We start from the raw sequence: 25,892 nt of genomic DNA on the forward strand, positions 1-25,892 counted from the left end.
CTACTTTAGGGTTGCTGACGTGCGGTTTTATTAACAGGCGTCCCACCCGTACCACCGGCGACGCGCTTAGCGGCGAGTCACCAGTGAAGGGTTAGAAATATTCCAGGATTCGCCCTCCAGCTGAAGCACATCCTCGAAGGCGATGGCCTTGTTGGCGTTGTCTTCTGCGGCTCCCCAGAAGATGGTTTTATCGTCATCCGTGACGAAGGTCAGCGAATAGGTGTCTTCGATGTCGAGGGTCTTGACGCGCTTGCGTACATCGGCAGGAAGCGCGGATACCGCATCCACCGCCGCCTGCATTTCCGGGGAACCAGATTCCGTGCGCCCAGTCAGTTGAATGGCTTCTGCCGGCGGGGTGTCCTCGGCAAATTCCTTGCCTTTGTCATCCACCAACACTGTGTGGCCACCGTCCTCGACATACGCCACGGCCTCATGTTCCACCACGCTGATATGCACAGTGGACGGGAAAGCGCGCGAGACCGTTGCCGATTCCACCCACGGCAGCGAGGCCACGCCATGGGCCGCCTCACGCGCATTCAGGCGCACCAAATTGGAACCTGCAGCCACACCACTGGCCTGCTCCGCGTCTTCGGCCACCACGTGCTCGTTGCCCTCAACCTCAAAAGAGGTCACCTTAAAAATCGGGAAAAGCCATACGACGGCTGCAGCCACAAGTGCTACGAAAAAGACCGCGCCGACGGCAATCGCGCCCGTCTTCTTAGACATCCTGGCCCTCGGCCTCACCTGGCTGCGCGGATTCTGCCCGTGCCTCACCTTGCTCCAGCTTCGAAAGTATTTCGCCCGCCACATAGGTAATCGTTCCAGCACCGATGGTCAGCACGACATCACCCGGCCGGGCCAGGGAAATGACGTCGCCCGCTGCCTCGGAGAAATCCGGCTCGAAGATGACCGGCATATCCTCCGGCATCTTGTCCGTAATAATGCGGGAGGTAATGCCCTCAACCGGCTGCTCGCGGGCGCCGTAGATGTCGAGGACCACGGAGGCGTCGGCAAGCGCCAGCGCCTCTGCGAACTCCGCATCGAATTTCATCGTTCGGGAGTAGAGGTGCGGCTGGAAACAGGCGATAACACGCGCGCCTTCGCCTTCGGCATCGACCTTCGCGCGCGCAGCGGTGAGGACCGCAGACACCTCCGTCGGGTGGTGCGCATAATCATCAAAGACGCGAATCCCCTGTGCGGAACCGCGGTACTCGAAACGGCGGCGCACGCCAGTAAAATCGGTCAAACCCGCAGCGAGTTCCGCTGGTTCACCTCCTGCCAATGCGCCGGCAAGTAGCGCCGCAGCGGAATTAAGCACCATATGGTGGCCCGGGACGTGGAGGTCGTAGGCGAGGTCTTCCGGGGGGACGTCGGGAAGCGTGAGGCGCACTCGCACATGCGCGCCCTCCGCTGACACCGTCTCCTCCAGGACCTCGACGCCATAGGGCAAGGAGGACTCGTTGTGCGCGCCATACCCCAGGACGTGGATGCCGCGCTCGGCCGCGCGCTCACCGGTAGCCACGGCCTGCGCATCCTCCAGGCACACCACGAGGTAGCCGCCGTCCACGACGCGGTCAGCGAAATCATCAAAGACTTTAAAGTAGCTTTCGGGGCTCTCGAAGTAGTCCAGGTGGTCCGGCTCGATGTTCGTAATCACCGCTACGGAGGGGCTATAGCGCAGCAGTGAGGCATCGGATTCATCAGCCTCGGCGACAAAAGCGTCACCGGTTCCTCCATGCGCGTTCGTCCCCGCACGGTTGAGCTGGCCGCCGATGGCAAAGGACGGGTCCAAACCAGCCTGCTGCATTGCGCTCACCGTCATGGACGTGGTGGACGTCTTGCCGTGGGTACCGGCCAAGAGGATTTGGCGGTGTCCCTCCATAAGCTCCGCTAGAAGGTCGGAGCGGCGAATCACCGGAATTCCAGCCTCCCGTGCAGCAGCCAGCTCGGGGTTGTCCTGTGGAATCGCCGCGAAGGAGGTCACCACCACCGTGGGCTTTTCGCCGGCGAGATCGAGGTTCTCGGCTGCGTGGCCGATGGCAATGTGAGCGCCCATCGTGCGCAGGACCTCCACCGCGGTGGACTTCTTCACGTCCGAGCCCGTCACCACCGCGCCGCGGGTCACAAGGATCCGGGCAAGGCCAGACATGCCCGAGCCGCCGATGCCCACAAGGTGAACGCGAGACAAGTCAGTAGAAGCAGGAGTAGCAGTCATGAGGGATAATCCTTCGTTCGTGGTGGAGAGGGCCTAGTTGCGAGCACTCGACGCAATGCGGTCAGCGATAGTGGCAGCCACGTCACCCGCGGTGCTGGCATCCGCAGCTGTGCGCATGGCATCCAGCGTGGCGGGGTTGCCGAGGATAGCGCGTACCTCACGGATGAGGCGCTCGGGGCTCAGTTCGGCATCGGGAATCTGGACAGCAGCGCCCGCATCTACGAGCGCACGAGAGTTCAGTGCCTGCTCGCCGTTGCCGTGCGGGAGGGGGATGTAGATGGCGGGCAGTCCTGCGGCGGAGACTTCCGCCACGGTCATGGCACCAGAGCGGCATACCATGAGATCCGCGACGGCGAGGGCGCCGGCCATGTCATCGATATAGGGCACGGGGGTGTAATTACTGCGTTCTTCTGGCTTGTCGTTCTTCTTTCCATACGCATGAAGAACCTGGAAGTCCTGCGTGAGGTCGGCGATAGCACCGGCAACGGCAGTATTGATGCTCACTGCGCCCTGGGAACCGCCCGTCACGACGATGGTGGGGCGTTCGTCACCTAGATTCCAGTTCTTGCGCGCGGCGGCTGCCTTGGAGCCATCTGGGTCCTCCCCCAAACCGGGACGTACTGGGATGCCGAGGACCTCGCCCGGCATGCCGGACCCCTCCTGCGCGTTGAAACCGATTCCACCCAGACGCACGCCCAGCTTGTTAGCCATGCCCGCCAGCGCGTTGGTCTCTAAGACAAAGAAGGGAATGCCCAGTGACTTCGCCGCCAAGTACGCAGGCGCTGCAACGTAGCCACCGGTACCGAAGACGGCGTCCGCAGCCACGTCTTTGAGGACTGCGCGGGTTTCCCGTACGGACTTTAAAACGCGCCACGGCAGCTTCAACGCATCTGCATTGATCTTACGGGGCACCGGAACCGGGGTAATCATGCGCAAATCCACGCCACGGGCCGGAACAATATCTCCCTCCAGACCGCGCGGGGTGCCCAGAGCGGTCACTCGCGCGCCGTGGCGCTGACGCAGCTCCTCCCCCACAGCAAGCGCTGGTTCAATGTGTCCGGCAGTGCCGCCACCTGCGATGACGACGGAAATTGGCGTGGCATTCATGCCCTACAGGCTACCAGCGCAGCACAACGCTACCGACGCTCGCCGCGCCGACGGTCCCCGTGCGCTTCCTGGCGTGGGACGCGGCGGCCGGTCACGGCGCGACCAAACCGTTCCTCACGGCTGCGCTCCGTGTGACGCTGCGCTTGCGGGCGCTGACGACGTTGAGCGCGCTCTCCTCGCCCGCCACGCTCGCGATCTGCTCGGTGCGCGCCGCCGCGACGCTCGTTGGGAGGAGTGGGTTCCGGAATGAGGAAAATGCGATCGAAGAGCGGGCGGCCAAAATTCTGCATGGCGGAGACCTGCATCGGCTCGTGGCGCGCGACGTTGCACAACAAGCCCATGGAACCAATCGTAATAATCGCAGCAGTACCACCGGCAGAAATCATGGGCAGCTGAATACCCGTCACCGGCAGTACACCGATGACATAGCCAATGTTGATGAAGGCCTGCACCACCACGCCAACGGACAACGTCGCCGCGAGTAGAGACTGGAATTGGTCCTGCGCCCGCTTAGCAGTGCGCAGTCCGAAGTAGCCCAAAATGGCAAAGAGCCCGATGACTAAAGCACCGCCCCACAGGCCGAGCTCCTCGCCAATAATGGCGAAGACGAAGTCATTCTTTGCCTCTGGCAGGTAGAACCATTTGGCGCGTGACTGGCCTAGGCCGACGCCCCAGAAGCCGCCGTCGGCAAGCGAGAGGAAGCCCTGGTACGCCTGGAAACCTGTCCCTTGTGTGTCTTCGATGTTGCCGCGCAGGGCGTCAAAATAGGTGTGGAAGCGGTGGGAACGGAAGCCGCCCGCCAGGAAAACCGTAGCCATGCCGATGACACCGAAGACACCAACGACCGTTGGCACACGCCAGTCCACGCCAGCAAAGACGAGGGTAAAGACCACCACCAAAGCAAAGGACACGCCCATGCCCAGGTCGCCCTGCGCCACGATGAGCACGAACATGATGCCGGAAATGATGGAGTACATCATGAACGGGTCTGTCAGACGCATCGAACGATGAGTCTTATCTGCTAGAGCGGACGCGCCATACATGCCCACGGCCACACGTGCGAACTCGGATGGCTGGAAGGCAACGCCGCCAGGCAGCATAATCCATGACTGCGAACCGACCTCGGCACGTCCTGTACCTACGCCGGGGATAAGAACCAGGATGAGCAGAACGATTGCCAGCCCCAGGAACCACGGCACCAGCGCTCGCAGCGTTCGCGGAGACATCCGTAAACCGATCCAAAACACGATGAGACCAGCGACGACGAGGATGCATTGGCGCAGAGCAGCCGACCAGGGGCTGTCACTCTCCGAAAGCGAAGTCGCCATCGACGAGGAAAAGGCCATGAGCACGCCGATACCAATGAGCGAGAAAATAGCGATGCGCAGCATCTGATAATCCAGCCCTGGGTAGGCGCGCAGGCGCTCGCGGATATCGCGTGCGCGGTGGCCCAGCGTGCGGGGTGGCTTCTGGGTAGTGGTCACGGCGAATGCTCCTGATTAGCGGGCGAGGCGGCGGGCTGCGGCGGCAAACATGTCGCCGCGCTGGCTCATTCCGGTGTACATATCCAACGATGCCGCAGCCGGTGCCAAAAGTACGGTATCGCCGGCGTCGGCGTGTTGCACCGCTGCTGCCACGGCCTCATCCATAGCGGCTTGGGGGTCGTGGCTTTCCACCAGCACGATGGGCACGTGTGGTGCGGCCTTGGTGAGGGCTTGGGCGAGCAGGTGCTTATCGACGCCCACCAGAACCGCCGCCTTTATCCTGTCCGCGTGGGTACGCAGCAGTTCACTCACGTCTGCGCCTTTGAGCTGTCCGCCGGCGATCCACACCACAGAGTCGAGGCCACGCATGGCGATTTCTGCGGCATGCGGGTTGGTGGCTTTGGAATTGTCGATGTAGCTCACGCCTGCGTGTTCGTGCACGATTTCGCCACGGTGCCCGGCAACGACATAGGATTGGAGCCCTTCCGTGATGGACTCAGGATGGGCCCCTGCACGGACAGCGACGGCCGCAGCTGCCGCGGCATCGAGCACGCCGGCCAAGCCCGTGGGCTGAAGGGTCGTTACGTCGTCGATGACGGTGGCCGTAACCCCAGCGACGTCGTTGATGAATAGTCCTCCGGCGCTCACGCCGACCTGCCCTGGGGCTGGCTCGGTGTGGGTAAAGCCGATGCGGGGCGGCTCGGCGTGGCCAAAGTGTTCGCTGACATAAGAATCATCAAGTCCGATCACGGCATGGTCCCCACCCAGGATTTTTGCTTTATCCGCGGCATAGGCATCAAAGGAGCCGTGCCAGTCTAGGTGATCGTCTGCCAGGTTAAGCAGCGCACCGACTTCTGGGCGCAACTGGGACGACCAATGCAACTGGAAGGAGGACAGCTCTGCTACGAGGATGTCTACGCGGGGAGTTGCCGCGAGGGCATCGAAGGGAGAAACACCAATGTTGCCTACTGCTTGGGAATGCAGGCCAGAGCGCTGCTCATCTGCAGCCATGATGGACGCAAGCATGCCCGTGGTGGTGGTCTTGCCGTTGGTGCCAGTGATGGCCAACCAACGGCGTGGTGCGCCGAATACTTCCGCGTGGTCCAAGCGGTAGGCCAGCTCGACATCGCCAATGACGTCGAGGCCACGGGAAGCCGCGGCGACGAGGAGCGGGGAATCCGGGCGCCAGCCCGGGGAGGTCACCACAAGAGAATAGTCCGCCCAATCCACCGTGTCAGTGTCCACGGTAGCGACGCCCAATTCCGACTCGAGACGTGCTCGAGACTCCGCATTACCGTCCGCGACGGTGATGTCTACGCCTAGGCCAGCTAGTACTGCGGCGCACCCGCGACCAGATACACCGGCGCCGGCTATGAGGACGCGGCCGTTGAGGAAATCAGGACGGGGACTCATGCGCTTAAGCCAATGCCGCTGGCGGTGAGCCAGTCACCGTAGAAGATTGCCACGCCGGCCATGGCAGCCATTGCTGCCAGCAGCCAGAAGCGGACCACAACGGCCGTTTCCGCCCAGCCGCCGTTTTCGAAGTGGTGGTGGATGGGAGCCATGCGGAAAAAGCGCTTGCCGGTGGTGCGGAAAACAACAATTTGGATGACCACAGACACCGTCTCAATAACAAAGAGGGCACCGATGACAATCATCAGCAGTTCCGTGCGGCTGGCCACGGAGATACCGGCAACGAGGCCACCCAGAGCCAAGGATCCGGTATCACCCATGAAGATCTTGGCCGGTGCAGCGTTCCACCACAGGAAGCCCAAGCAGCCACCCAAGCCGGCAGCGGCGAGGACTGCCAAGTCAAGTGGATCACGGACCTGGTAGCAGCCGGCGGTGAACTCGGAAGCACAGGAATAGCGGAATTGCCAGAAGGTCATGAGCGAATAGGAGCCCATAACGATGGCGGTCACACCCGCTGCAAGGCCGTCGAGGCCGTCAGTCAGGTTCACCGCATTCGACCACGCCGCAATGAGGATATACATAAAGATAAGGAACACGATGGTACCTACCACCGCTCCCCCGACCGCGAGGTCAAAGGTCTTCAGGTCACGGGTAAAGGACAGCTTGGTGGATCCTGGGGTAAGCCCCTCCTCATTAGGGAAGCGCAGCACCAAGAAACCGAAGAGCAGGGACAGCGCGAGCTGGCTGACAAGCTTGGCGGTCTTGTTGAGGCCCAAGTTGCGCTTCTTAAACAACTTGATGAAGTCATCCGCAAAGCCCACGGCACCCAGGCCCAAGGTAAGACCCAGGACGAGCACACCGGACGCGGTAAATCCCACATGGCCGGTAAGCCTGCCATAAAAACCTACGACGAGGTACGCCACCAAGATGCCCGCCAGAATGGCGAGGCCACCCATGGTGGGGGTTCCGCGTTTGCGCAAGTGCGATTTAGGCCCGTCTTCACGGATCTCCTGACCGCGGCCAGCGTCAGAGAAGTACCGGATAAGTACCGGGGTGGTAAAGATCGCCACGAGGAAGCTGACCACACCAGCGATGATGATCTGAGTCACGTGCTTGAAGTCCTTTCTAGCGGCTAGCTGTGGTTCAGCTCTTCCGCGACCAACCAGAGCCGCTGGGCATTAGATGCCTTCACCAAGACCACGTCCTTGACAGTGCGGTTGGCCCAGTCATCGACCCCTCCCGGGGCCGCGCGCAAGATACCGTCGACAGCTTTCGCAGCGGATGCGGCATCGGCGCACACCATTGTATTTATACCCTGCTCGGCCGCGGCTTCCGTCATCGCCCGGCAGTTGGCGCTTTCTCCCACTCCAATGAGGTGACTAACGTGGTATTTCGACAGGACCTCACCCAGTTGGCGGTGCGCTGACTCAGCGTCATTGCCAAGCTCGCCCATCTCCCCCAAAACGGCGATGGCGCGGGCATCAGGACGCGCGGCAGCAGTGTACGCCAAGGCTGCGATGGCAGCGCGCATGGAATCTGGGTTGGCGTTGTAGGAATCATCGATGATGGTGACGCCATCCCGGCGGGTCCGCACGTCCATACGGTGTTCCGAGGCGTTGCGATGCCCAGAAAGCGCATTGGCCACTGCCTGTGCAGACATCCCCAGCTCTATCGCCGCGGCTGCTGCCGCCAGCGCATTGGAGACCTGGTGAGAGCCAAAGACTTGCAGCTTGACGTCCACTGGTTGGGCGCCTGGGCTATGCAGGGTGAAGGAGGGGCGGGCGACGTCGTCAAGCACAATGTCCGTGGCATAGTACTGCGCCGCCGGGGCACCACCACGGCGGTTCTCCGTGGAGTAGTACACCACCTTGGCGTTTGTGCGCGCCGCCATAGCGGCAACGAAGGGGTCATCGGCGTTGAGAACGGCGACGCCGCCCTCGTCCGCGGTGGGCAGGGCCTCGACAAGCTCGCCCTTGGCCTTCGCGATGTTCTCGCGCGAGCCGAACTCACCCAAATGGGCAGAGCCAACGTTGAGGACCACGCCGATTCTCGGAGCGGTGATGTCGGTGAGGTGGCGAATGTGGCCAATACCGCGGGCCGACATCTCTGCGACGAGGTACTGGGTATGCTCATCGCAACGCAGTGCCGTGTACGGCAGGCCGATCTCGTTGTTGAAGGAACCCGGTGGTGCCACAGTCTCCCCTACCGAGCGGAAAATCGTGGCAATAAGGTCCTTCGTCGAGGTCTTGCCGGCAGAACCGGTCACGCCCACAATGTTGAGATTGTGCTGCGTCAAACGCTGGGTGACCGCGCGGGCCAGAGCGGACAACGCGCGGACAACCGCCGCCGCGGAGCCGTCCTCATCGTTGGCATAGATATCCGCATTGGCACCATCACCTTCGACGCGCCCACGAGGCTCAACAATGACGGCCGGAACGCCCACCGGGCGTGCGGCGAGAACAGCAACCGCGCCTTTCTCGATAGCGGTCGCAGCAAAGTCGTGGCCGTCGACGCGTGCACCAGGCAGCGCGACGAAGAGGCCACCCGGGGTAACTTTGCGGGAATCGAATTCTACGAAGCCGGTGACCTGGGCATCCGGATTCTCAACGTGGTCGAGACGGCCGCCAGTGATCTGAGCGATCTCCCTGAGGCTTAAGGCGATCATGCGTCCTCCTTGGACTGAGAATCATCATCGCTGTCACGGTACCCCGCTGAGACCTGATTCGCGCTGTGACGAAGAACGTCGTCGAGGGCTCGCGCCATTTCTTCGCGGTCGTCGAAGTGGTGCATCGTCTCACCAATGAGCTGGCCTACTTCGTGGCCTTTACCTACGACAATGACGGCATCGCCGGGGCGTGCCCACGCAACAACCTCGTCGATGGCTGCGGCGCGGGAGTCTGCTTCACGAATATCGCCATCGGGGTTCGCTTCACGGGCGCCTTTCATGACGGCCGCGCGGATAGTGGCGGGGTCTTCGGTGCGGGGGTTGTCGTCGGTTACAACGGTCAAGTCGGCGCGTTTCGCGGCCGCGGCTCCCATCAGCGGACGCTTGGAGGAATCACGGTCACCGCCAGCACCGACGACGATACCGATGCGCCCGTTGCTGCCTTCCAGTTGTCCACGCAAAGTATCCAGGACCGCGGCGATGGCGGCTGGTTTGTGTGCATAGTCCACGACCGCCACGAAGTCCTGGCCGCGGTCAATGCGTTCCATGCGTCCTGGCACGGCGACTTTTTCTACGCCCTCGAGGAATGTCTGCGGGTCGAGTCCAATGGCTGCGGCCATGCCCGTCGCCAAAGCTGCATTGGCGATATTGAACTTACCGGGCATCGGAAGACGGAAATCATAAGACGTGCCGCTGGCAGCCACCGTCAATGTCACCTGTTGGGCACCGGTGGCCTCAGTGCTGAGTTGGCGTGCGGTGATATCAGCGTCGTCCTGCGTGGCAACGCGCGTAAGCGGTAGTGCCGCCGCACGTTTCGCCATACGCTTGCCCCAGTCATCATCGACGCAGATGACGGCACGTTTGGCGGCTTGGGGGCCGTCGAAAAGCGCGGCTTTGGCTTCGAAGTAGTCCTCCATCGTGGGATGGAAGTCCAAGTGGTCCTGGCTCAGGTTGGTAAAGCCACCGACGTCGAAACGCGTGCCCCGCACGCGCCCCAGCTCCAAGGCATGGGATGAGACCTCCATGACCACGTGGGTCACGCCCTCAGACAGCATGCGGGCGAACAGCTCTTGAAGGGTCGGGGCCTCTGGGGTGGTAAGGGACGTCGGCACCGGCTCGCGATTGATGCGGGTACCAGTCGTTCCGATGAGGCCCACCGAATACCCAGCGTGAAGGAGACCTGCCTCGAGGAGGTAACTCGTCGTGGTCTTACCCGACGTGCCCGTTACGCCAAGGACGGTGAGCTTTTCGGTGGGGTGTCCATAAATCTCCGCGGCTACGAGACCGAGGATGGCACGAATATCCTCCACCACGAGGATGGGACGGGACTCCCCTGCCTCTAAAAGAAGGGCCTGTCCGTCCTCATCAGTGAGAATGGCTGCCGCCGGGGTATCCGCGGCATAACGCGCACCATGCACGCGAGTACCAGGCAGCGCCGCGAAGAGCCCGCCCGGTGCCAGCGTGGCGGAGTTAAGGCCGCACGAGTCTACGGTGACCGAGGCGTCCCCGATCACACGGCCTCCGGCAATGTCTGCCAGCCGCTCTAGGCTGATGCTGCTTGTCACTCTGTGTCTCCTCTTCTCTGTGCTTCTATTCTGTATCGTTCTCTAACTCGTTAAGGCCTACTCCGCCCGCAGTGTCAGCGGCGGGGCCGGTGGTGACGGTGGAATGTTGTCGCGGTTGAGCAGCCATGCGGCGATGTCACTGAAGACTGGCGCGGCCGACTGACCGCCAGAACCGTCGTCATTTACTCCGGACTCTGGCTCGTCGAGCATGACGGCGACGACGAAACGGGGGTCGTCGGCAGGCGCAATGCCCGCAAACGTGATCCAGTACTTGGAGTTGGAGTAAGCACCGGTCTCTTCATCCACCTTCTGCGCGGTACCGGTCTTACCGGACAGCTGGTATCCCTCAATCTTTGCGTTACCGGCGGTGCCGTTATTGATACCTCGCTCATCGGATTGGAAGACGGCTCGGAACATATCCACCACGGTGCGTGCCGTTTCGGGGCTCACCACTTGAGTCTTTTCTGGTTCCTCAAGTTCTTCCTTTGTGCCATCTGGACCGGTGATGGAATCAATGATGCGCGGTTCAATGCGCTCACCATCATTAGCTAGGGTCTGGTAAATCGACGCGAGCTGCAGAGCAGTCCACGACTGTCCTTGGCCGATCGGCAGATTGGCAAAAGTTCCGCCGGACCACTGCGACAGTGCAGGAACGAGACCAGGAGACTCGTTTGGCAGCTCAATACCCGAGGTTTGGCCGAGTCCGAACTTCTTGAGGTATTCGGCGTACCGTTCCTGGCCTAGGCGCTCAGCCAACATGAGAGTACCTACGTTTGAAGACTTACCAAAGACACCCGTGGTCGTATACGGCTCGACGCCGTGCGGCCATGCATCGTTCACGGTCACACCAGCCATATCAATGGAACCTGGGACCTGGTGGACCTCATCAGGATCGGTCAAACCTTCTTCAATAGTTGCCGCTGCAGTAATGATCTTGGCTACTGATCCCGGCTCAAAAGGATGGGAGATACTAAGGTTATCGAAGGTTTTATCCTTGTCTAGCTGCTTCTCAATGTCCTTGTTCGGATCGATGGTGTCCGTGTTCGCCATGGCGAGGACTTGTCCGGTGGCGGCATCAAGCACTACTGCTTCTGCATTCTTAGCCTTTGAGTTAGCTTTGGCCTTCTCCAGCTTTTGCTGGACGTAGGTCTGAAGGTCGAGGTCCAAAGTCAAGGTGACGTTCTTGCCGTCGGTGGTCGGCACCTGGTCGCGGAGGGTACCCGGGATAACCTGACCGCTGGCGGAGACATCTTCGGTTGAGCTACCGTCAATGCCGGTCAACGTGGTGTCTCCGGAGGCCTCAAATCCAAACTGGCCCTGCCCATCCATGGATACCTTGCCGATAACGTTTTCCGCGATCGAACCGTTGGGGTATTGACGAATCTGCTGCTCATCAGCGGCAAGACCATGGAACTGCTCCGAAATTTCCACTGCGACATCTGGGTCCACGTTGCGAACGAGCACCTCGTACTGCGTGTCAGCGCGGAGCTTGTCCATGATCTGGTCGGAGTCCACATCCCCGGCATCAATGCCAGCATCTTTAAGCATCTTCGGGATGCCGTCCGCCATTTCGGTGAGGCGGTCGTTGAGCTTGTTATCAAGGAAAGACTCTTGGGCATCAGGGGCAAGGCCCGCGTACTCAGCGGTGTTGACAGCCTCGAGCTTTTCTTGCTGGCGCAATTCATCGCGCAGACGCGTTGGCGATACTGTCAGCGAACGCGCGCGCATGGTGTAAGCCAGGCGCTGTCCATCGCGGTCGAGGATCTCGCCACGGCCGGCGGTGTCGATGTAGACGCGGGTTCGCTGGGCAGCTGCCTTTGCCGCGAGGTCTGGACCCCACACAATCTGTACCCAGGCAAGTCGTCCCATCCACGCCAGCATGACGACGAGCAGCAGTGAAGCGACAACGTGTACGCGGCGGCGCATCGTCTTCTGCTGGCTGACGGCCGGTTTGCCGGTCCGCGGATTCTTGTCTCGGGTCGCGGGGATAACCCTATCGGCCTCGTATCGCTGCCGGGTATGGTGCGCTGTGCCACGTGGTTGGGAAGCACGGGCCGTGGAAGGGCGCCTCGGGCGCCGACCACCGGAGTGTGGTGGAGTCACACGTCACCTTTCTTTCTGCAGCGGATGGGCCTAGTCGCCCGCCACAAGCGGCGGGCGTACTTACCCCCGAATTGTGCCCTATGATCACCGCGTGCCCGCGCAGGCACGCGCGGGCAGGGGCGCGGAATCTAACCGCGCGCTGCGTAGGGCGCCTGTGCCGGAATGTCCGGAAGCTCCACGTTGCCTTCTGCTGGGGCAGATTCCTCTCCGTGGCCCTCCTGCTCGGCAGGCGCATCCTGCTCCGCATTGCCTCTGTGCGTCTGACCGTTGCGAAGATTCGGGCGGGCATTGAGGTTATCGGACATATTGGCCGTTGCGTTCGGATCACTCGAAGCGCGGCCCGGACGAACTGGCTCGCCGTTGACGTCCACGACGGATTCCATCTCGGGAGTCGCTTCACGCTTCTCTTCAAGCTTTCCCTCGCCATTTACTTCAACAATGCCCGGCTGCACTGGGATACCCATCTTGGCCTCATTCGCACGGCGGGCAACATCCGAGGCAGAGCGAACATTCTCCAGATCACGGTTGAGAGTCTCCAGCTGGTTGTCGAGCGTCGACTCATGTGCCGTGAGCTGTTGAATCTTGAAGGTTTGCGAGGTAGACAGACCCGAAAGCCACATGGCTCCCACGACACCAGTAATAAGCAGAGTGATGGCGATGACTGACAGCCGCGCAAAGCGTCCATTGTTCTTCGGCTTGTGTACAACGCGGCGCCCGCGGTTGCTGACGACCTGCTTCGAACCGAGACGGCCTCCACGCAGGCCCTCGCTCGTGCGGCGAGTAGGCACAGTGCTGCGGTGCGGGGTCCGGCTGGGCAGCGGAGTCGTGCGGCGGCTGCGTTCAAGCAGCGCAGTTGAGTGACCAGCGTAGTCGGATCCAATGGTGAAATCGCGGCTTGCTCCCATGGTAGGGGTCCTCTCGTGGTGGCGGGAAGGGGCTGTGCGGTCTCGAAGCGTCATAATGTTCCTCCCGGGTCATGGAACCCTGGGGTTCCTTCCACTCGTTCCACAGCACGTACGCGTACTGACGCGGCCCGCGAGTTTTCAGCGACTTCTTCCTCGCTTGCCTTTTCTGCACCACGCGTCACGATGGAGTAGTGAGCGGCTGTCCCAGGAAGGTCCATAGGCAACCCAGCCGGAGTGGTGGAGGTGCTGAGCTCCTTGAAGGCCTGCTTCACAATGCGGTCCTCGAGGGACTGGTAGCTCATGAACACTGCACGCCCACCGACGGAAAGTGCATCCGTGATGACGGGTATTACCTGTTCGATGGCTTCAAGCTCACGATTTACCTCGACGCGCAGCGCCTGAAAAGTACGTTTTGCTGGGTGCCCACCGGTGCGGCGAGTGGCTGCCGGAATAACGTCATACAGCAACTCGACGAGACGGGCAGACGTGGTGAACGGTTCCTTATCTCGCTCTTTGAGCACTGCGGAGGCAATCTTGCCAGCGAAGCGCTCATCACCATACGTTTTGAGGACGCGGGCTAGATCACCGTGGCTGTAGGTGTTGAGAACATCCGCAGCCGTAATCCCTTGGCTCGGGTCCATGCGCATATCCAGCGGTGCATCCGTCTTATATGCAAAGCCGCGATCAACCTGGTCAAGCTGCATGGAGGACACACCTAAGTCAAAGAGCGCTCCCGCCACACCGTTATTACGGGCAGCAGCGAAAATCTCGTGCTCACCACGCGCAATAGCGCCACCAACCTCATCGAAACGGGCATTAACTCCGACAAAGCGGCCAGGGAAGGCAGAGAGACGCTGCGTGGCATTGCTCAACGATTGCCCATCCCTATCCACGCCAATGATGCGCACAGACGGGAACTTTTGAAGGAAGTACTCGCTGTGGCCGCCTGCCCCCAGTGTTCCATCCACGATGACGGCGTTCTCTCCTGCCGCTTCGACTGCAGGTGCCAGCAGCTGCGCCATGCGTTCACGCATGACGGGGACGTGACCGTGATTCTCGTTCACGTCGTAGGTGATGGTCTCATCCTGTGCCACAGCCCGCTGTCCCCCTTCCTCAAGGCGCCTGAGTTCGCTGTCTGGTTTGGTCGATAAAAATTGAGTGCGTATAGGGCCCTGTCCGAGGAAGGCTTCTGATGTCGGGGAAGTACACCAGATCATCTTCCTCGGGCAGAGTCCGTACACGCACTCTCGTTGTCCCGGCCTTTACAGGAGGCCGGCAAGCACGTCGTCGGCATCTGCTGCCGAATAAGCGTCTTCAGTTTGCGCCTGGTACTCAGCCCACGCGGCTGCGTCCCAGATTTCGAGGAAATCAACTGAGCCAACAACTACGCACTCCTTGGTGAGGTTTGCGTATTCGCGATGACCCGCGGACAACGTGATACGCCCGTGCCCGTCAGGACGTTGCTCGTCCGCACTTGCAGCCAAGTTACGAATGAACGCACGTGCATCTGGGTTGGTACGTGACACAGCCGCCGCTTTCCTAGCTCGTGCCGCGAACTCCTCCCGCGGATACACCGCGAGCGAATGATCCTGCCCCTTGGTGACCATGAGGCCACCGGCCAGTTCTTCACGAAACTTCGCCGGAAGCGTGAGCCGCCCTTTGTCATCGAGCTTGGGAGTGTAGGTACCGAGAAACATCCCGGGTCCACCTTCCTGTCACTCGAAAACTCCGGATTCCTCTCGCGACAGGAGATCAACTCTCCTCCGCTACGCCCCACTCTACCCCACTTTCCCCCACCTTCCACACCTTGAAGGCAAATTACACTCGCGTGTCTCACTATAACCGCAGATAAATAGCCCGTTTTTCAGTGGGGGAAATTCCCCACCACCCCCTTGACACGCCCTCTAAACAACCCCATTTAGCACTTTAGAATCACGTGCAACTTAGATAGCTTTACCCACTCTTCCCCCTATAGCTCCCCGCTTCCTGCAGAATTGCCCACAAACCAGCTCCCGGTCATCCGCCATGCCACCGCCCCAGCGCCCCCACTATCATTCCGGTGGGGCAAAGTGGGGAATGTGGGGCAAAGTGGGGCACGCCAACAGATCGCAAAAGCGCCGCACCACCCTGCATGCGATGACCAACGTCATCGCCGCAAAGTGGTGCGGCGCTTAAAAATTAGTGCGCGCTCCTAGCGCTCCTCAAAGCGGCGGCGGAAGTTATCTTCCAAACGGTCGCCCATACCACCATTTCGCTTCTTCGACTGCTTGGCACGAGGGGACGAAGGCGTAGAAACAGACACCAATGAATCTTCAGAGTTTCCACGCAACATCCACACACCGGCACCAAACATCACCAGGAAGCCAAGGATGGAGAGCGCGATAAACCACAGCGACTGCTGCGCGAGGGCGATACCGCCCACCATCATGCACAGGCCGACGACAACGAGTGCCACGCCGCGAAGGGTAATGGCACCTGATCCCCCACCAAAGGAGGAATCACCAGATACAGACGCGCCAAAGTCAGGGTCATTGGCCAGCAACGACTGCTCAATTTCACGCAGTGCTTGCTGTTCTTGCTCAGAAAGGGCCACAGCGTCCTCCGTAGTGAGTTTCGGGTAAGTGAGATCTTTTAGGGGATATCTACCTCTATAACGTCAAGAGTAGCGAGATAGTTCCCGCAAAGACAGTCCATCCCTCTACGCTCAACCACTACGTCACCGCAATCACAAGAATGACTGCAATCTGCGGCCAATCCCGCTACGCAGCCATACCGCCGAAACCGAGCTCAGACTCAGTTGCGTCCACATAGCGCGCAGCAAGCGCCAAATACTCAAAGACAGCATCTTCATTGGGAACTGGATCCATTCCCGACGCCACACGAGACCGCACCCGCGAGTAGTCCTTAAACTCTGCCGCCCACTGAGCGTCCGCCGGACCTATGAGAGCGACCTGCTCCCACGCAGAGGTAGGCAGGCGGCGACGCCGGGACACTGACGACGCCGCTACCCGCGCCCCTGCTGCACGCAGCGATGCACGATAGGCCATCTCAAGCGCATCCTCAAAGCGGCCGCGCGCAGCACTCGCGCGGGCATCGGTAAGCAAATCAAAGGCCTGAGCCACAAAGCGATCGCGCCTAGCACTCTGCAGCGACTCTCGCCTGCGCCCCCGCGCTGCCGCCGTTGCTGAAATTACCTGTGCCATAACCACTCCTCCTTGTTTGCCATAACCGCACACGCTGCGCGTGTGCCCCAGATATCTACCTGTGTCATCTGTTTGTGACGTTTTCCTGCGTTTCTGCGACTCACTGTAGAACCACCTCCGTACATCTACACCCAACATTAGCTCAGCTGTTCGAATTTGACAATGGCTCATGCCCATCCTTTTGATAATTTCCGAACATTAATGCGAGAACAACTCTGCCCATTTTTCGGTTGCACTTTCGCCAGCTGTGCAGATCTGCTGTTATTAGAACTGTGAGTTATACGCTGCGCCGCTTGAGCCCCCAAGAGTTCGCGATCGCCCTTCCGCAGTTGGTAGACATCTATATCGAGGCCATGGGCTACTCACCGGCAATGCGTGACAATTCGATCGCTCGCTGGAAGTCAGACCTCATGCGACCAGGTTTTTCCTGCGTGGTCGCCACTACCGAATACGGAATCTCCGGCTTTGCCTACGGTTTCCTGGGCTCCCCTGATACGTGGTGGGACAGGCAGCTTCGCCGCGCGCTGATGACTATTGGCGGCCCCAGCCCGGAGCAGGAGGACATCCTCCACAATTATTTTGAGCTCGCAGAAATCCACGTCCGGCCAGCAGAACAAGGCCGCGGGCTTGGCCGCAGCATTCTCGAAGCTCTCGCATGGAACCTCCCGGCGCGCTACATGCTCCTATCCACGCCCGAACATCCCGACGAAGCTAACTCCGCCTTCCGCTTATATCGCCGCATGGGTTTCACGGACTTTCTGCGCCAGCTCTACTACCCCGCTGATTCCCGGCCTTTCGCTATCCTGCAGTCCCCCATACCGCTCACGCCCGTCGACACCACCCAACCTGGCGCTTAACCTGCTCACCCCTGCCAGGTATCGTGGCATGTGTGACTGAACCGAAGATTCCTGCACTGGACGATATCCCCGCTGCCGTGCGCGCTGAGCTCGCCCTCTTTCTTGAAGAGCAGCGAGACTCCATCGCCGCTATTGGCCAGCCGGTAACCAATGCCATCTCCTACTTGGAATCCTTTGTCCTCGATGGTGGAAAACGCATCCGCCCGCTCTACGCTTGGGCCGGCTTCGTGGGCGCGCGTGGTCTGGAGGGAACGGAATCACCGGAGGCAATGCTGCGTGCTGCCTCCTCGCTCGAGTTCATCCAAGCGTGTGCGCTTATCCACGATGACATTGTGGACGCCTCCGACACCCGGCGCGGAAACCCTACGGTCCACCGAGGTGTTGCTGCTCGCCACCGCGAGTTGGATTTGAATGGGGACTCAGATTTCTTCGGTCAATCGCTAGCCATCCTCATCGGCGATATGGCACTGGTCTGGGCAGAAGACATGCTCCAGGATTCAGGCCTGAGCCCTGAGGCTCTTGCCCGCGTGCGCGCCCCTTGGCGCGGTATGCGCCGCGAGGTGATTGGCGGCCAGATGCTGGATATCTCGCTCGAGGCTGAGGGCTCAGAGGATGCCTCCTTGGCGGATTCCGTCAACCGGTTTAAGACGGCTGCCTACACCATCGAACGCCCGCTCCACCTAGGAGCTGCTGTGGCAGGGGCATCGGAAAAGCTCATCTCCGCCTTCCGCGGCTATGGTCGCGATATTGGTATCGCCTTTCAGCTTCGTGATGATCTCCTCGGCGTCTTTGGTGACCCCGCCATTACCGGTAAACCTGCTGGCGATGATCTTCGCGAAGGTAAACGCACCGTCTTGCTTTCTCTCGCGCTGCAGCGCGCAGATGCGTCAGACCCTGCCGCCGCGGCAGAACTTCGTCGACTCATTGGCCAGACCGAAGACCCCGAGGAGATTTCGCGTATGGCGGAGATTATCGCTTCGTCGGGAGCGCCGGACGTCGTCGAGCAGCGCATCAGCGAGCTAACACAGTCGGGCCTGTCGCACCTGCACAACGCCCAAGTTTCCCCGGAAGTCACGGCGACGCTGGAGAATCTTGCCCGCAAATCCACCGCTCGCCGGATGTAGCATGGCCGCCCGCACATCCACGCGTGTTGCCCTACGCATCCCCAACCCGCTTCCCTTGGGCATTGTCGCCAGCATCATTCTGGCGCTGGCGTCCTTCTCCGGCGGCGCAACTCGCAACCGAGGCGGGGCGCTGGAGGCGCTCAATATCGGCTTCCTCGCCTATGGGCACGGCCGCAACATCGGCATGGTGCTGTATTGGGTTGGCCTCTTCGGTCTTGTGGGTGCGTGGGTTCTCGCAGGGCGCCACGTCATTGCCCCGCAACTCAAGGACCCGAAACCTGAGGGGGGCCTGCGAGACATCCAGCGCATGTTACTCAGTTGGATTGCCCCACTGCTGGTGGCCGCGCCACTCGCCTCCCGGGATGTTTATTCCTATCTCATGCAGGGAGCCATGGTGCGCGATGGGTTCGATCCCTACACCGAAGGTGCCGCGGTCAATCCGGGCCCCTTCCTTTTAGAAGTGTCCCATGACTGGCGCAACACCACCACGCCTTATGGTCCGCTGCATTTGTGGATGGGCAAAGGCGTTACGCAGTTGGTGGGTGACCACGTTGCTGCCGGCATTATCGTCTACAAGATCATTTCCGTCATCGGCTTCGCAGTCATTGCCTGGTCCATTCCGCGTCTGGCCCGCGCCATCGGCGGCGATCCAGCATTAGCGCTGTGGCTTGGTGTGGCCAACCCAGTCATGATTCTGCATCTCATCGGCGGCATGCACAACGAATCAGTCATGGTCGGCCTGGTCTCTCTGGGGCTTCTCGCGGCGGTGCACCACAAGTTCCATGCCAGCCTCCTGCTCGTAGGCATTGCGGTCTCACTCAAAGCAACGGCTGTCTTCGCCGCGCCATTCATCGTGTGGCTCATGGTTCACCACTGGGCGCCGGAAGGGACGAAGACGCTCAAACGTGTCGGAGTCTTTCTGCTGTCAGGATTCGTGGCCGTAGCTGAGGTCGCGATTGCGGTAGCGGTGATCACGTGGGCGTCGGGAAGCTCGTGGGGCTGGCTCTCACAGATCAGCGGCAACTCCAAGGTCATCAACCCCTTGGCAGGACCGACGCTGCTTGCCGACGTCCTCGTGCCCCTCATCCAATTCTTCTCACCCGATACGACCTACAACGGCGTGCTCGAAGTGTTGCGTTCTGCTGGCATGGTCCTCATGCTGCTCGGGCTCGTCTTGGTGTGGTGGTGGGGGCGCACCGGCGTGCGCCGAGCCATCGCCGCCACGGCGGCGGCCTACCAGGTGGCATTCGTCTTCAACTCCGTCACGCTGCCCTGGTACTACGCCTCAGTGTCCACGCTGATGGGCACGTTCCGCCCGCCGTTGCCCATCCTCAAGCTAGCCACGGGCGTCACCTTCTTCATTGGAGTTGCCTTTGCTGGTGACGGAAACCACCAGCTCTACAACTGGTTCTGGGTTATCGGCATGGTGGTCGTAGCGTGGAGCGCCACGCAGTGGATCTTTGCTGGTGTTCCTGCCAGGTCGGCGCTCAAGGGCGCCGACGATTAAAAGGCCGACGATTAAAAGGCCGAAGCCTGCGCGCGCCGAATAACCTCGCGCGCGAGGTGGCCATGCAATCCATCGATGGGACGTCCCGGCAACGAGTCATCCTCAGTAAAGAGGTGCGCAAGGATTTCGTTATCGTGCCACCCGTTGTCCGAAAGCACCGTAATCACGCCCGAGACGTACTTGGAAATAGCGCCCTTTGAGTTAAAGAAGGACGCAGGGACTAGGCGGTTTCCCTCTGGGTCACGCCAAGCAATGAACTTGCGGGCATTGAGCAAGTCAAAGACGCGGGTGATAGGAAGATCCAGCTTTTCAGCCACGTCTTTGAGCGTCAGCAGCTCCTCGCCGGCGAGCAACTCGACCAGTTCGGGATGGGAATTCTCTTCAGGTTTCGCAGAATTAGTCACAGACACAACTGTAGCGGGATCACACTTTGAGGAGAGGATCGACCATACTGGAATCCATGACAAGGCTGAACGTGGGCGACATTCTTGAGGGACGCTATCGTATCGACCAGCCGATCGCCCGCGGCGGCATGTCCACTGTGTACCGCTGCGTGGATATGCGTTTGGGCCGCGCCGTCGCCGCCAAGGTCATGGATGAGCGCTATCACGATGACCCCGTTTTCGTCACTCGTTTCGAGCGCGAGGCCCGCGCCATGGCGCAACTGAGCCACCCCAACCTCGTCGGGGTCCATGACTTCTCCGCGGACGGACTGCCTATTTATCTCATTATGGAGCTCATCACTGGCGGTACCCTGCGCGAGCTTCTCGCGGAGCGTGGCCCCATGCCACCACATGCCGCCGCTGGTGTCATGCATTCGGTACTGGCAGGGCTCAGCGAAGTCCACGACGCCGGGCTCGTACACCGCGATATCAAACCGGATAACGTGCTCATCACGAACACGCATCGCGTCAAAGTGGGTGACTTTGGTCTCGTGCGCTCAACCAGTGCAGAGCACGATAGCTCCGGCCAGATCGTCGGCACCGTCAGCTACCTCTCCCCGGAGCAGGTCACCGGCGCGGAGATTTCACCGGCTTCCGACGTCTATTCGGCGGGAATTGTGCTCTTCGAGCTGCTCACAGGCACCGTTCCCTTCAGTGGTGAAACTCCGCTGGCCCATGCCACCGCCCGCGTCCACGCGGATGTCCCCGCGCCCTCCTCACGTATCGAGGGCGTGCCGATGCTTTTCGATGCCCTCGTGGCCACCGCCACCGCACGCCACCCTGGCGAGCGTTTCGCCGATGCAGGCGAGTTCCTCGATGCTTTGGACGATGTCTCCCGCGAGCTTCAGCTGCCGGCCTTTACAGTCCCCATCCCCCATAATTCGGCCGCTGCCCGCACCGCCGCGGTACCCACGGATTTTGCCGGCACAGGCAATACCCGAGTCTTCGAGGCAACCTCTGCACTCAACACTCCGCGGTCTGACGCGCCCCAGCCAGTTGCACCAGACTTCGAGACACGCGTCGAACCGCCCGTGGCTCCCCCTCCGGCTGAGCCGCCGGTGCCGGTCGAGGAGTCCTATGCTCCTGCCGGTGCTGAAGAAGAACCCGAGGAACGCCCGCTGACCAATCGCAGCGCGGTCTCCCTTTTCGGGTTTCTTATCCTCGTGAGCCTCGCCACGCTCGCCGTTGCGGTGGCGGCGTGGTGGTTTGGCTCCGGAGAATACGGCACGTGGCCGATTCTCTGGAGACCGTACTAGCTGCTAGTTGCGCAGCATTTCCGCGATGAGGAAGGACAGCTCCAGCGATTGCTGGGTGTTCAAGCGCGGGTCCACGGCAGATTCGTAGCGGCCCGGCAGGTCTACGTCGGTGATATCCTCAGCGCCACCGAGGCACTCGGTCACGTCCTCACCGGTGAACTCGAGATGCACGCCGCCTGGGTGGGTCCCCAGCTCGCGGTGAACCTCGAAGAATCCCTGAACCTCATCGACAATTTTGTCGAAGTGGCGGGTCTTGTAGCCGTTGGACGCAGTGAAGGTGTTGCCGTGCATCGGGTCGGACTGCCAGACCACCTTGTGGCCGGATTCCTCCACTGCCTTGATAATCGGGGGCAGTACGGAGCGCACCTTGTCGTGGCCCATACGAGCAATCATGGTGAGGCGGCCCGGCTCACGGTTCGGGTCAAGCTTTTCCGCGTACTCCACTGCCTGCTCCGGAGTCACGCCAGGGCCCAGCTTGATGCCCACTGGATTGCCAATGATGGACGCAAACGCCACGTGGAAGTCCTCGATGCCGCGGGTACGCTCGCCGATCCACAACTGGTGAGCGGACAAATCATAGAGCTTGGTTTCCCCATTGAAATCTGTGCCGAGTCGCAGCATGGAGCGCTCGTAATCCTTCAGCAGGGCTTCGTGAGAGCAGTAAATCTCCGCCGAGCGCAGGGTTTCATCGGACACGCCACAGGCATTCATGAACGCCAGGCCGTTTTCAATCTCGTTGGCCAGAGCCTGGTAACGGGCACCCGCCGGCGAGTTCGCCACGAATTCGCGGTTCCACTCATGCAGGCGGTACAAGTCCGCGGTGCCGGAGTGCGTGAGGGAGCGAACCAGGTTCATCGCAGCCGAAGAGTTTGCGTAGGCACGAATCATGCGGGCCGGGTCGTGGCGGCGAGACTCCTCGTTGGCTTCAACGCCATTGACGATGTCGCCGCGGTAGTTGTACAGGCCGTTCGCATCGAGATCAGAGGAACGCGGCTTCGCGTACTGGCCGGCAATACGGCCCAGCTTCACTACCGGGGTAGACGCGCCATAGGTCAAGACCACAGCCATCTGCAGCAGGGTCTTGATGTTGCCGCGAATGTGCGGCTCAGTGTTGGATTCAAAAGTCTCTGCGCAATCGCCGCCCTGGAGGAGGAAGGCTTTGCCCAAGGCGACGTCGGCAAGCTTGCGCTTGAGCTCCTCAATTTCCGGGGCCACGACGATGGGCGGGACCGATTCCAGAATCTTGCGCACGTTATCTGCTTGCAGCTGGTCCCAGCTAGGCTGTTGCTTGGCCTCACGTGCAATAACGTCCTGGAACTTCTCGTTGATGCCCTCCGGCAGCGGCGGCAGATCAGGAAGCACTTCTTTGGGAATATCTACTGTCCAACTCACACCCAGTATTAAACCATCTCGCGCCTATAGTGCGTTAGTTAATCCCCCGATTGCCCCACCTTATAGATTCACGCGGTTGCCGCGGCTCAACGGCAGATGTTGCTCGCAGGTGCGGAACTTGGCGAGGTTATGGCGGGCGTCGACAAGCGCATCGTGGTTCCCATTCGGCACGGGCGGCAGCGTGGGGCGGCCGGCAAACTCCCAATACTGCTTCAGCTCACGCGTGTAGCGCGGCAGCCCCTTGGGCAGCCCAGCCATGTCGCCCCAGAGCTGAGCCAAGACCACATGGTCGTAAGCGCCGACCCATGCCCACAGCTCAATGGGGCTGGAATGGCCGCCCATAAACTCGAGGAGCTCCTCACGGATAGTGGCGCGGGACTTCCACACCTCGTTGCCTGGACTCGGCAGTTTGTCTAGGACGTTCTCACGTACCCAGGCATTCGCCTTGGATGGGTCAAAATCGGTAGACACGGCATAATATTCGCTACCGTCTTCGCCCACGATGCCGATGGAGACCAACTCGATGGTCGATCCGTCCTCGATAAACTCGGTGTCGTAGAAGTAGCGCACGGTTTCGTATCCTAGCCTCTCTTCCATTCCCCATTGTCACCGGGGCCTATACTCAGCACCGGCGCCACACCTGCCGTGCTCCTGGTGGCAGCGCAGTCCGAGGAACGACTATCCTCGCGATACTGTGCTGCTTGTGGCCTCGGCAGTCTGGTTCTCCAGTGGCTCAATGGGCTCTGCTTGGCGACGTTCCAACGCCGGCGGCTTCAGCGACCAGCCCACCACCGGAATCTTGCCCAAGGCCCACAGCGTCAGTGACGCCAGCCCCGCGTAGACCACGCACATGCTCAGCCAGAACCACGTATTATCCAACGGCCACTGCCCTGTCAAAGACACGTCTCGTGGGTAGAGCGCCATGGGGAAGCCATACAGGACAGTCAGACCAATCGGATGCCCCAGATAAATCGGGAGCGTGTGTGCGCCGATGAATCTAAGCCCTGTCGACACTGCTGGAATATAGGAGACAGCTACCGCCACGGCGATACCCACGGGAACCTCAAAGAACTGCTCCACCATGCGCACCAGAATATGAAGGTCATGGTCCGCCAACACCTCCGCGCCAGGAAGCGGCCACGCCACCTCCACGGGGTTAGCTCGCTGGTCCCAGGCGCGACGAATAAAGAAACCTACAGCGTAGGCGACCATCATGCCCGAATATGCCCAAAAAGCCCGCTGTCCCCAGCGCCCCCTAAACGGCGCCTCTAAGGCATCGGCGAAGGCCGCAATCGCGTCACGGAAGTAGGCCGCTGCCACGAACACGGGCAGGAACATGACCGCCTTGGCGATAGACTGAAACTCCGCTTGCCACGCCATGAAGACGATTGGGAAAAAGCTCAATAAAAACCCCAACCATCCCGGGAGCGTGCGCACACACCACAAGAAGAGATTGAACAGAATAAGCACATAGAGGAACCACGCCATGGAGTGGCCGACGAGAAGACTAGCCAGCATCTGATTCGGGTCAAAAATTGGATCCCCGAAGACCCAGTGATACTCCACTCGTTTTGTTTGCTGCTCAATGAGCATCCACACCACATAGGGCACAAAGAAGTACCACAGACGCCGTGTGACAAGCTCGGCAAAGCTAAAGCGAAAGACCTTCTGGGAAAAGTAGCCACTGACAAGGAAGAACAAAGGCAAGCGCAACGGATCCAGCCACATGTTAAAGGCTGCCAGCCACGTATCTTGGGCTTCAGGAACGACTAAGGTGACGTGGAGCAAAACCACGCCAAGGATGGATATTCCTTTCGCTACATCAGGCCAGGCAAGGCGTTGAGCGAGAGTAGAGCTCACAGATTACTGCGCCTCCGAACCGGGCTCGGCCCCTTCCGGGTAGCCGTGTCCAGCTTGCAGGGATGCCTTGACATCAGAGGCGTAGACATCCACATATGGCTGCCCAGTCAGCTCCGCCAACTGCTTCATCACATAGTCCGTGAAGGCGCGGGCAGTGTCGTGATCCTCTGGATCAAGGCCACGTTCTGCTGCCCACGCGGTGGGATCGATAGGCTCGCCCACGCGCATGCCGACGCGCACCGGACGCGGAATCCACGTACCAATGGGGTTTGCCTTTCGCGTATTGATCATGGCAATCGGCAGGACCTTCTCCCCAGTGGTCAGCGCAATGCGGGCCATGCCGGTGCGGCCCTTATAGATGCGGCCATCCGGCGACCGCGTACCTTCTGGGTAGATACCAAACAGATCGCCGCGCCCCATAATGCGCTGCGCGCTGCTCAACATGGCATCGCTAGCGTTCTTATCCACACGGTCAATGGGCACTTGGCCCACGGAGCTAAAGAACCAATTCTGCACTCGCCCCACCAGTCCAGGGGTGGTGAAGTATTCGCTCTTAGCCAGGAAGGTGATCTGCCGCGGGCACAACAGCGGAAAATAGAAAGAATCCATGACCGCTTGATGCGACGACGCCAAGATGGCCGGGCCGGACTCTGGGATGCGTTCCATACCCTCAGACCATGGACAGTTCCATACCCGCAAGGCAGGGCCAAAGAAGATGTGCTTAAAAGCCCAATACCACTTGTTTCGCATCGCTTATAGTCCTATCTGGTTGTGCCGGCCACGCGGATGCCTC

Annotated in this window: 23 protein-coding genes; 4 read left to right on the forward strand and 19 right to left on the reverse strand. The window is 60.6% G+C overall.

What is annotated here, in order from left to right; genetic code table 11:
• Positions 1–66: 66 nt before the first annotated feature.
• The 14 genes from QP922_RS04505 to QP922_RS04570 all read right to left on the reverse strand — a co-directional run bounded on the left by QP922_RS04505 (position 67) and on the right by QP922_RS04570 (position 16,660).
• Positions 67–726, reverse strand: a complete 660-nt coding sequence (locus QP922_RS04505) for a cell division protein FtsQ/DivIB (protein ID WP_284808097.1) — start codon at positions 724–726, stop codon at positions 67–69.
• Positions 719–2,215, reverse strand: a complete 1,497-nt coding sequence (gene murC / locus QP922_RS04510) for a UDP-N-acetylmuramate--L-alanine ligase (RefSeq protein ID WP_284808098.1) — start codon at positions 2,213–2,215, stop codon at positions 719–721. The genes QP922_RS04505 and murC overlap by 8 nt, the downstream gene beginning before the upstream one ends.
• A 33-nt stretch (positions 2,216–2,248) precedes the next feature.
• On the reverse strand, positions 2,249–3,322 hold the full coding sequence (murG, locus tag QP922_RS04515) for an undecaprenyldiphospho-muramoylpentapeptide beta-N-acetylglucosaminyltransferase (protein WP_284808099.1): 1,074 nt from the start codon (positions 3,320–3,322) through the stop codon (positions 2,249–2,251).
• A 29-nt stretch (positions 3,323–3,351) separates the two neighbouring features.
• Complete coding sequence (locus QP922_RS04520; RefSeq protein ID WP_070669921.1) at positions 3,352–4,806, reverse strand: FtsW/RodA/SpoVE family cell cycle protein; 1,455 nt, start codon at positions 4,804–4,806, stop codon at positions 3,352–3,354.
• A gap of 15 nt (positions 4,807–4,821) precedes the next feature.
• The gene (gene murD / locus QP922_RS04525) at positions 4,822–6,219 is read right to left on the reverse strand and encodes a UDP-N-acetylmuramoyl-L-alanine--D-glutamate ligase (RefSeq protein ID WP_284808100.1); all 1,398 of its coding nucleotides are present in this window, start codon (positions 6,217–6,219) and stop codon (positions 4,822–4,824) included.
• Positions 6,216–7,328 (reverse strand): phospho-N-acetylmuramoyl-pentapeptide-transferase, encoded by a 1,113-nt coding sequence (gene mraY / locus QP922_RS04530; protein ID WP_039676097.1) that lies wholly within the window; start codon positions 7,326–7,328, stop codon positions 6,216–6,218. The genes murD and mraY overlap by 4 nt, the downstream gene beginning before the upstream one ends.
• 23 nt (positions 7,329–7,351) lie before the next feature.
• Entirely contained in the window at positions 7,352–8,884 is a 1,533-nt protein-coding gene (locus tag QP922_RS04535) for a UDP-N-acetylmuramoyl-tripeptide--D-alanyl-D-alanine ligase (RefSeq protein ID WP_284808101.1), read from the reverse strand.
• Entirely contained in the window at positions 8,881–10,449 is a 1,569-nt protein-coding gene (locus QP922_RS04540) for a UDP-N-acetylmuramoyl-L-alanyl-D-glutamate--2,6-diaminopimelate ligase (RefSeq protein WP_284808102.1), read from the reverse strand. The genes QP922_RS04535 and QP922_RS04540 overlap by 4 nt, the downstream gene beginning before the upstream one ends.
• Before the next feature lie 57 nt (positions 10,450–10,506).
• Positions 10,507–12,375, reverse strand: a complete 1,869-nt coding sequence (locus tag QP922_RS04545) for a peptidoglycan D,D-transpeptidase FtsI family protein (RefSeq protein ID WP_284808173.1) — start codon at positions 12,373–12,375, stop codon at positions 10,507–10,509.
• Between the two features lie 305 nt (positions 12,376–12,680).
• On the reverse strand, positions 12,681–13,457 hold the full coding sequence (gene ftsL / locus QP922_RS04550) for a cell division protein FtsL (protein ID WP_284808103.1): 777 nt from the start codon (positions 13,455–13,457) through the stop codon (positions 12,681–12,683).
• Between the two features lie 50 nt (positions 13,458–13,507).
• Positions 13,508–14,551 carry a 16S rRNA (cytosine(1402)-N(4))-methyltransferase RsmH gene (gene rsmH, locus QP922_RS04555; protein WP_284808104.1) on the reverse strand — a complete coding sequence of 348 codons (1,044 nt, stop codon included), beginning with the start codon at positions 14,549–14,551 and terminating at the stop codon, positions 13,508–13,510.
• A 168-nt stretch (positions 14,552–14,719) separates the two neighbouring features.
• Positions 14,720–15,154, reverse strand: coding sequence for a division/cell wall cluster transcriptional repressor MraZ (gene mraZ / locus QP922_RS04560; RefSeq protein ID WP_010190539.1), 435 nt, complete (start codon positions 15,152–15,154; stop codon positions 14,720–14,722).
• A gap of 494 nt (positions 15,155–15,648) precedes the next feature.
• Positions 15,649–16,050: a DUF3040 domain-containing protein gene (locus tag QP922_RS04565; RefSeq protein WP_284808105.1), complete on the reverse strand. Its 402-nt coding sequence runs from the start codon at positions 16,048–16,050 to the stop codon at positions 15,649–15,651.
• Positions 16,051–16,216: 166 nt separating this feature from the next.
• The gene (locus QP922_RS04570) at positions 16,217–16,660 is read right to left on the reverse strand and encodes an SAV_6107 family HEPN domain-containing protein (protein WP_284808106.1); all 444 of its coding nucleotides are present in this window, start codon (positions 16,658–16,660) and stop codon (positions 16,217–16,219) included.
• Positions 16,661–16,932: 272 nt separating this feature from the next.
• On the opposite strand from QP922_RS04570, the gene QP922_RS04575 reads away from it, so the two are divergent.
• From QP922_RS04575 to QP922_RS04585, 3 genes are read left to right on the forward strand one after another with little or no spacing between them, the layout of a single operon-like run.
• Positions 16,933–17,517 (forward strand): GNAT family N-acetyltransferase, encoded by a 585-nt coding sequence (locus QP922_RS04575; RefSeq protein ID WP_284808107.1) that lies wholly within the window; start codon positions 16,933–16,935, stop codon positions 17,515–17,517.
• 32 nt (positions 17,518–17,549) lie between these two features.
• Positions 17,550–18,641, forward strand: a complete 1,092-nt coding sequence (locus QP922_RS04580) for a polyprenyl synthetase family protein (protein WP_284808108.1) — start codon at positions 17,550–17,552, stop codon at positions 18,639–18,641.
• Position 18,642: 1 nt separating this feature from the next.
• A complete protein-coding gene (locus QP922_RS04585; protein WP_284808109.1) occupies positions 18,643–20,148 on the forward strand; it encodes an alpha-(1->6)-mannopyranosyltransferase A in 1,506 nt (501 codons plus the stop codon).
• An 11-nt stretch (positions 20,149–20,159) separates the two neighbouring features.
• Here the strand turns inward: QP922_RS04585 and QP922_RS04590 are convergent, their stop codons facing one another.
• Entirely contained in the window at positions 20,160–20,558 is a 399-nt protein-coding gene (locus tag QP922_RS04590; RefSeq protein ID WP_115022911.1) for an Rv2175c family DNA-binding protein, read from the reverse strand.
• A gap of 50 nt (positions 20,559–20,608) precedes the next feature.
• Between QP922_RS04590 and QP922_RS04595 the strand changes: the two genes are divergently transcribed.
• Positions 20,609–21,847, forward strand: coding sequence for a protein kinase domain-containing protein (locus QP922_RS04595; protein ID WP_284808110.1), 1,239 nt, complete (start codon positions 20,609–20,611; stop codon positions 21,845–21,847).
• A 3-nt stretch (positions 21,848–21,850) separates the two neighbouring features.
• On the opposite strand, the gene QP922_RS04600 is transcribed toward QP922_RS04595, so the two are convergent.
• The 4 genes from QP922_RS04600 to QP922_RS04615 all read right to left on the reverse strand — a co-directional run bounded on the left by QP922_RS04600 (position 21,851) and on the right by QP922_RS04615 (position 25,849).
• Positions 21,851–23,239: a class II 3-deoxy-7-phosphoheptulonate synthase gene (locus QP922_RS04600; protein ID WP_039676119.1), complete on the reverse strand. Its 1,389-nt coding sequence runs from the start codon at positions 23,237–23,239 to the stop codon at positions 21,851–21,853.
• 60 nt (positions 23,240–23,299) lie between these two features.
• Positions 23,300–23,809 carry a polyadenylate-specific 3'-exoribonuclease AS gene (locus QP922_RS04605; protein WP_115022915.1) on the reverse strand — a complete coding sequence of 170 codons (510 nt, stop codon included), beginning with the start codon at positions 23,807–23,809 and terminating at the stop codon, positions 23,300–23,302.
• Between the two features lie 108 nt (positions 23,810–23,917).
• Positions 23,918–25,099 (reverse strand): acyltransferase family protein, encoded by a 1,182-nt coding sequence (locus tag QP922_RS04610; RefSeq protein ID WP_284808111.1) that lies wholly within the window; start codon positions 25,097–25,099, stop codon positions 23,918–23,920.
• A 3-nt stretch (positions 25,100–25,102) separates the two neighbouring features.
• Entirely contained in the window at positions 25,103–25,849 is a 747-nt protein-coding gene (locus QP922_RS04615) for a lysophospholipid acyltransferase family protein (protein WP_284808112.1), read from the reverse strand.
• Positions 25,850–25,892 lie beyond the last annotated feature (43 nt).

Source organism: Corynebacterium sp. MSK218 (assembly GCF_030232655.1).
Lineage (GTDB): Bacteria > Actinomycetota > Actinomycetes > Mycobacteriales > Mycobacteriaceae > Corynebacterium.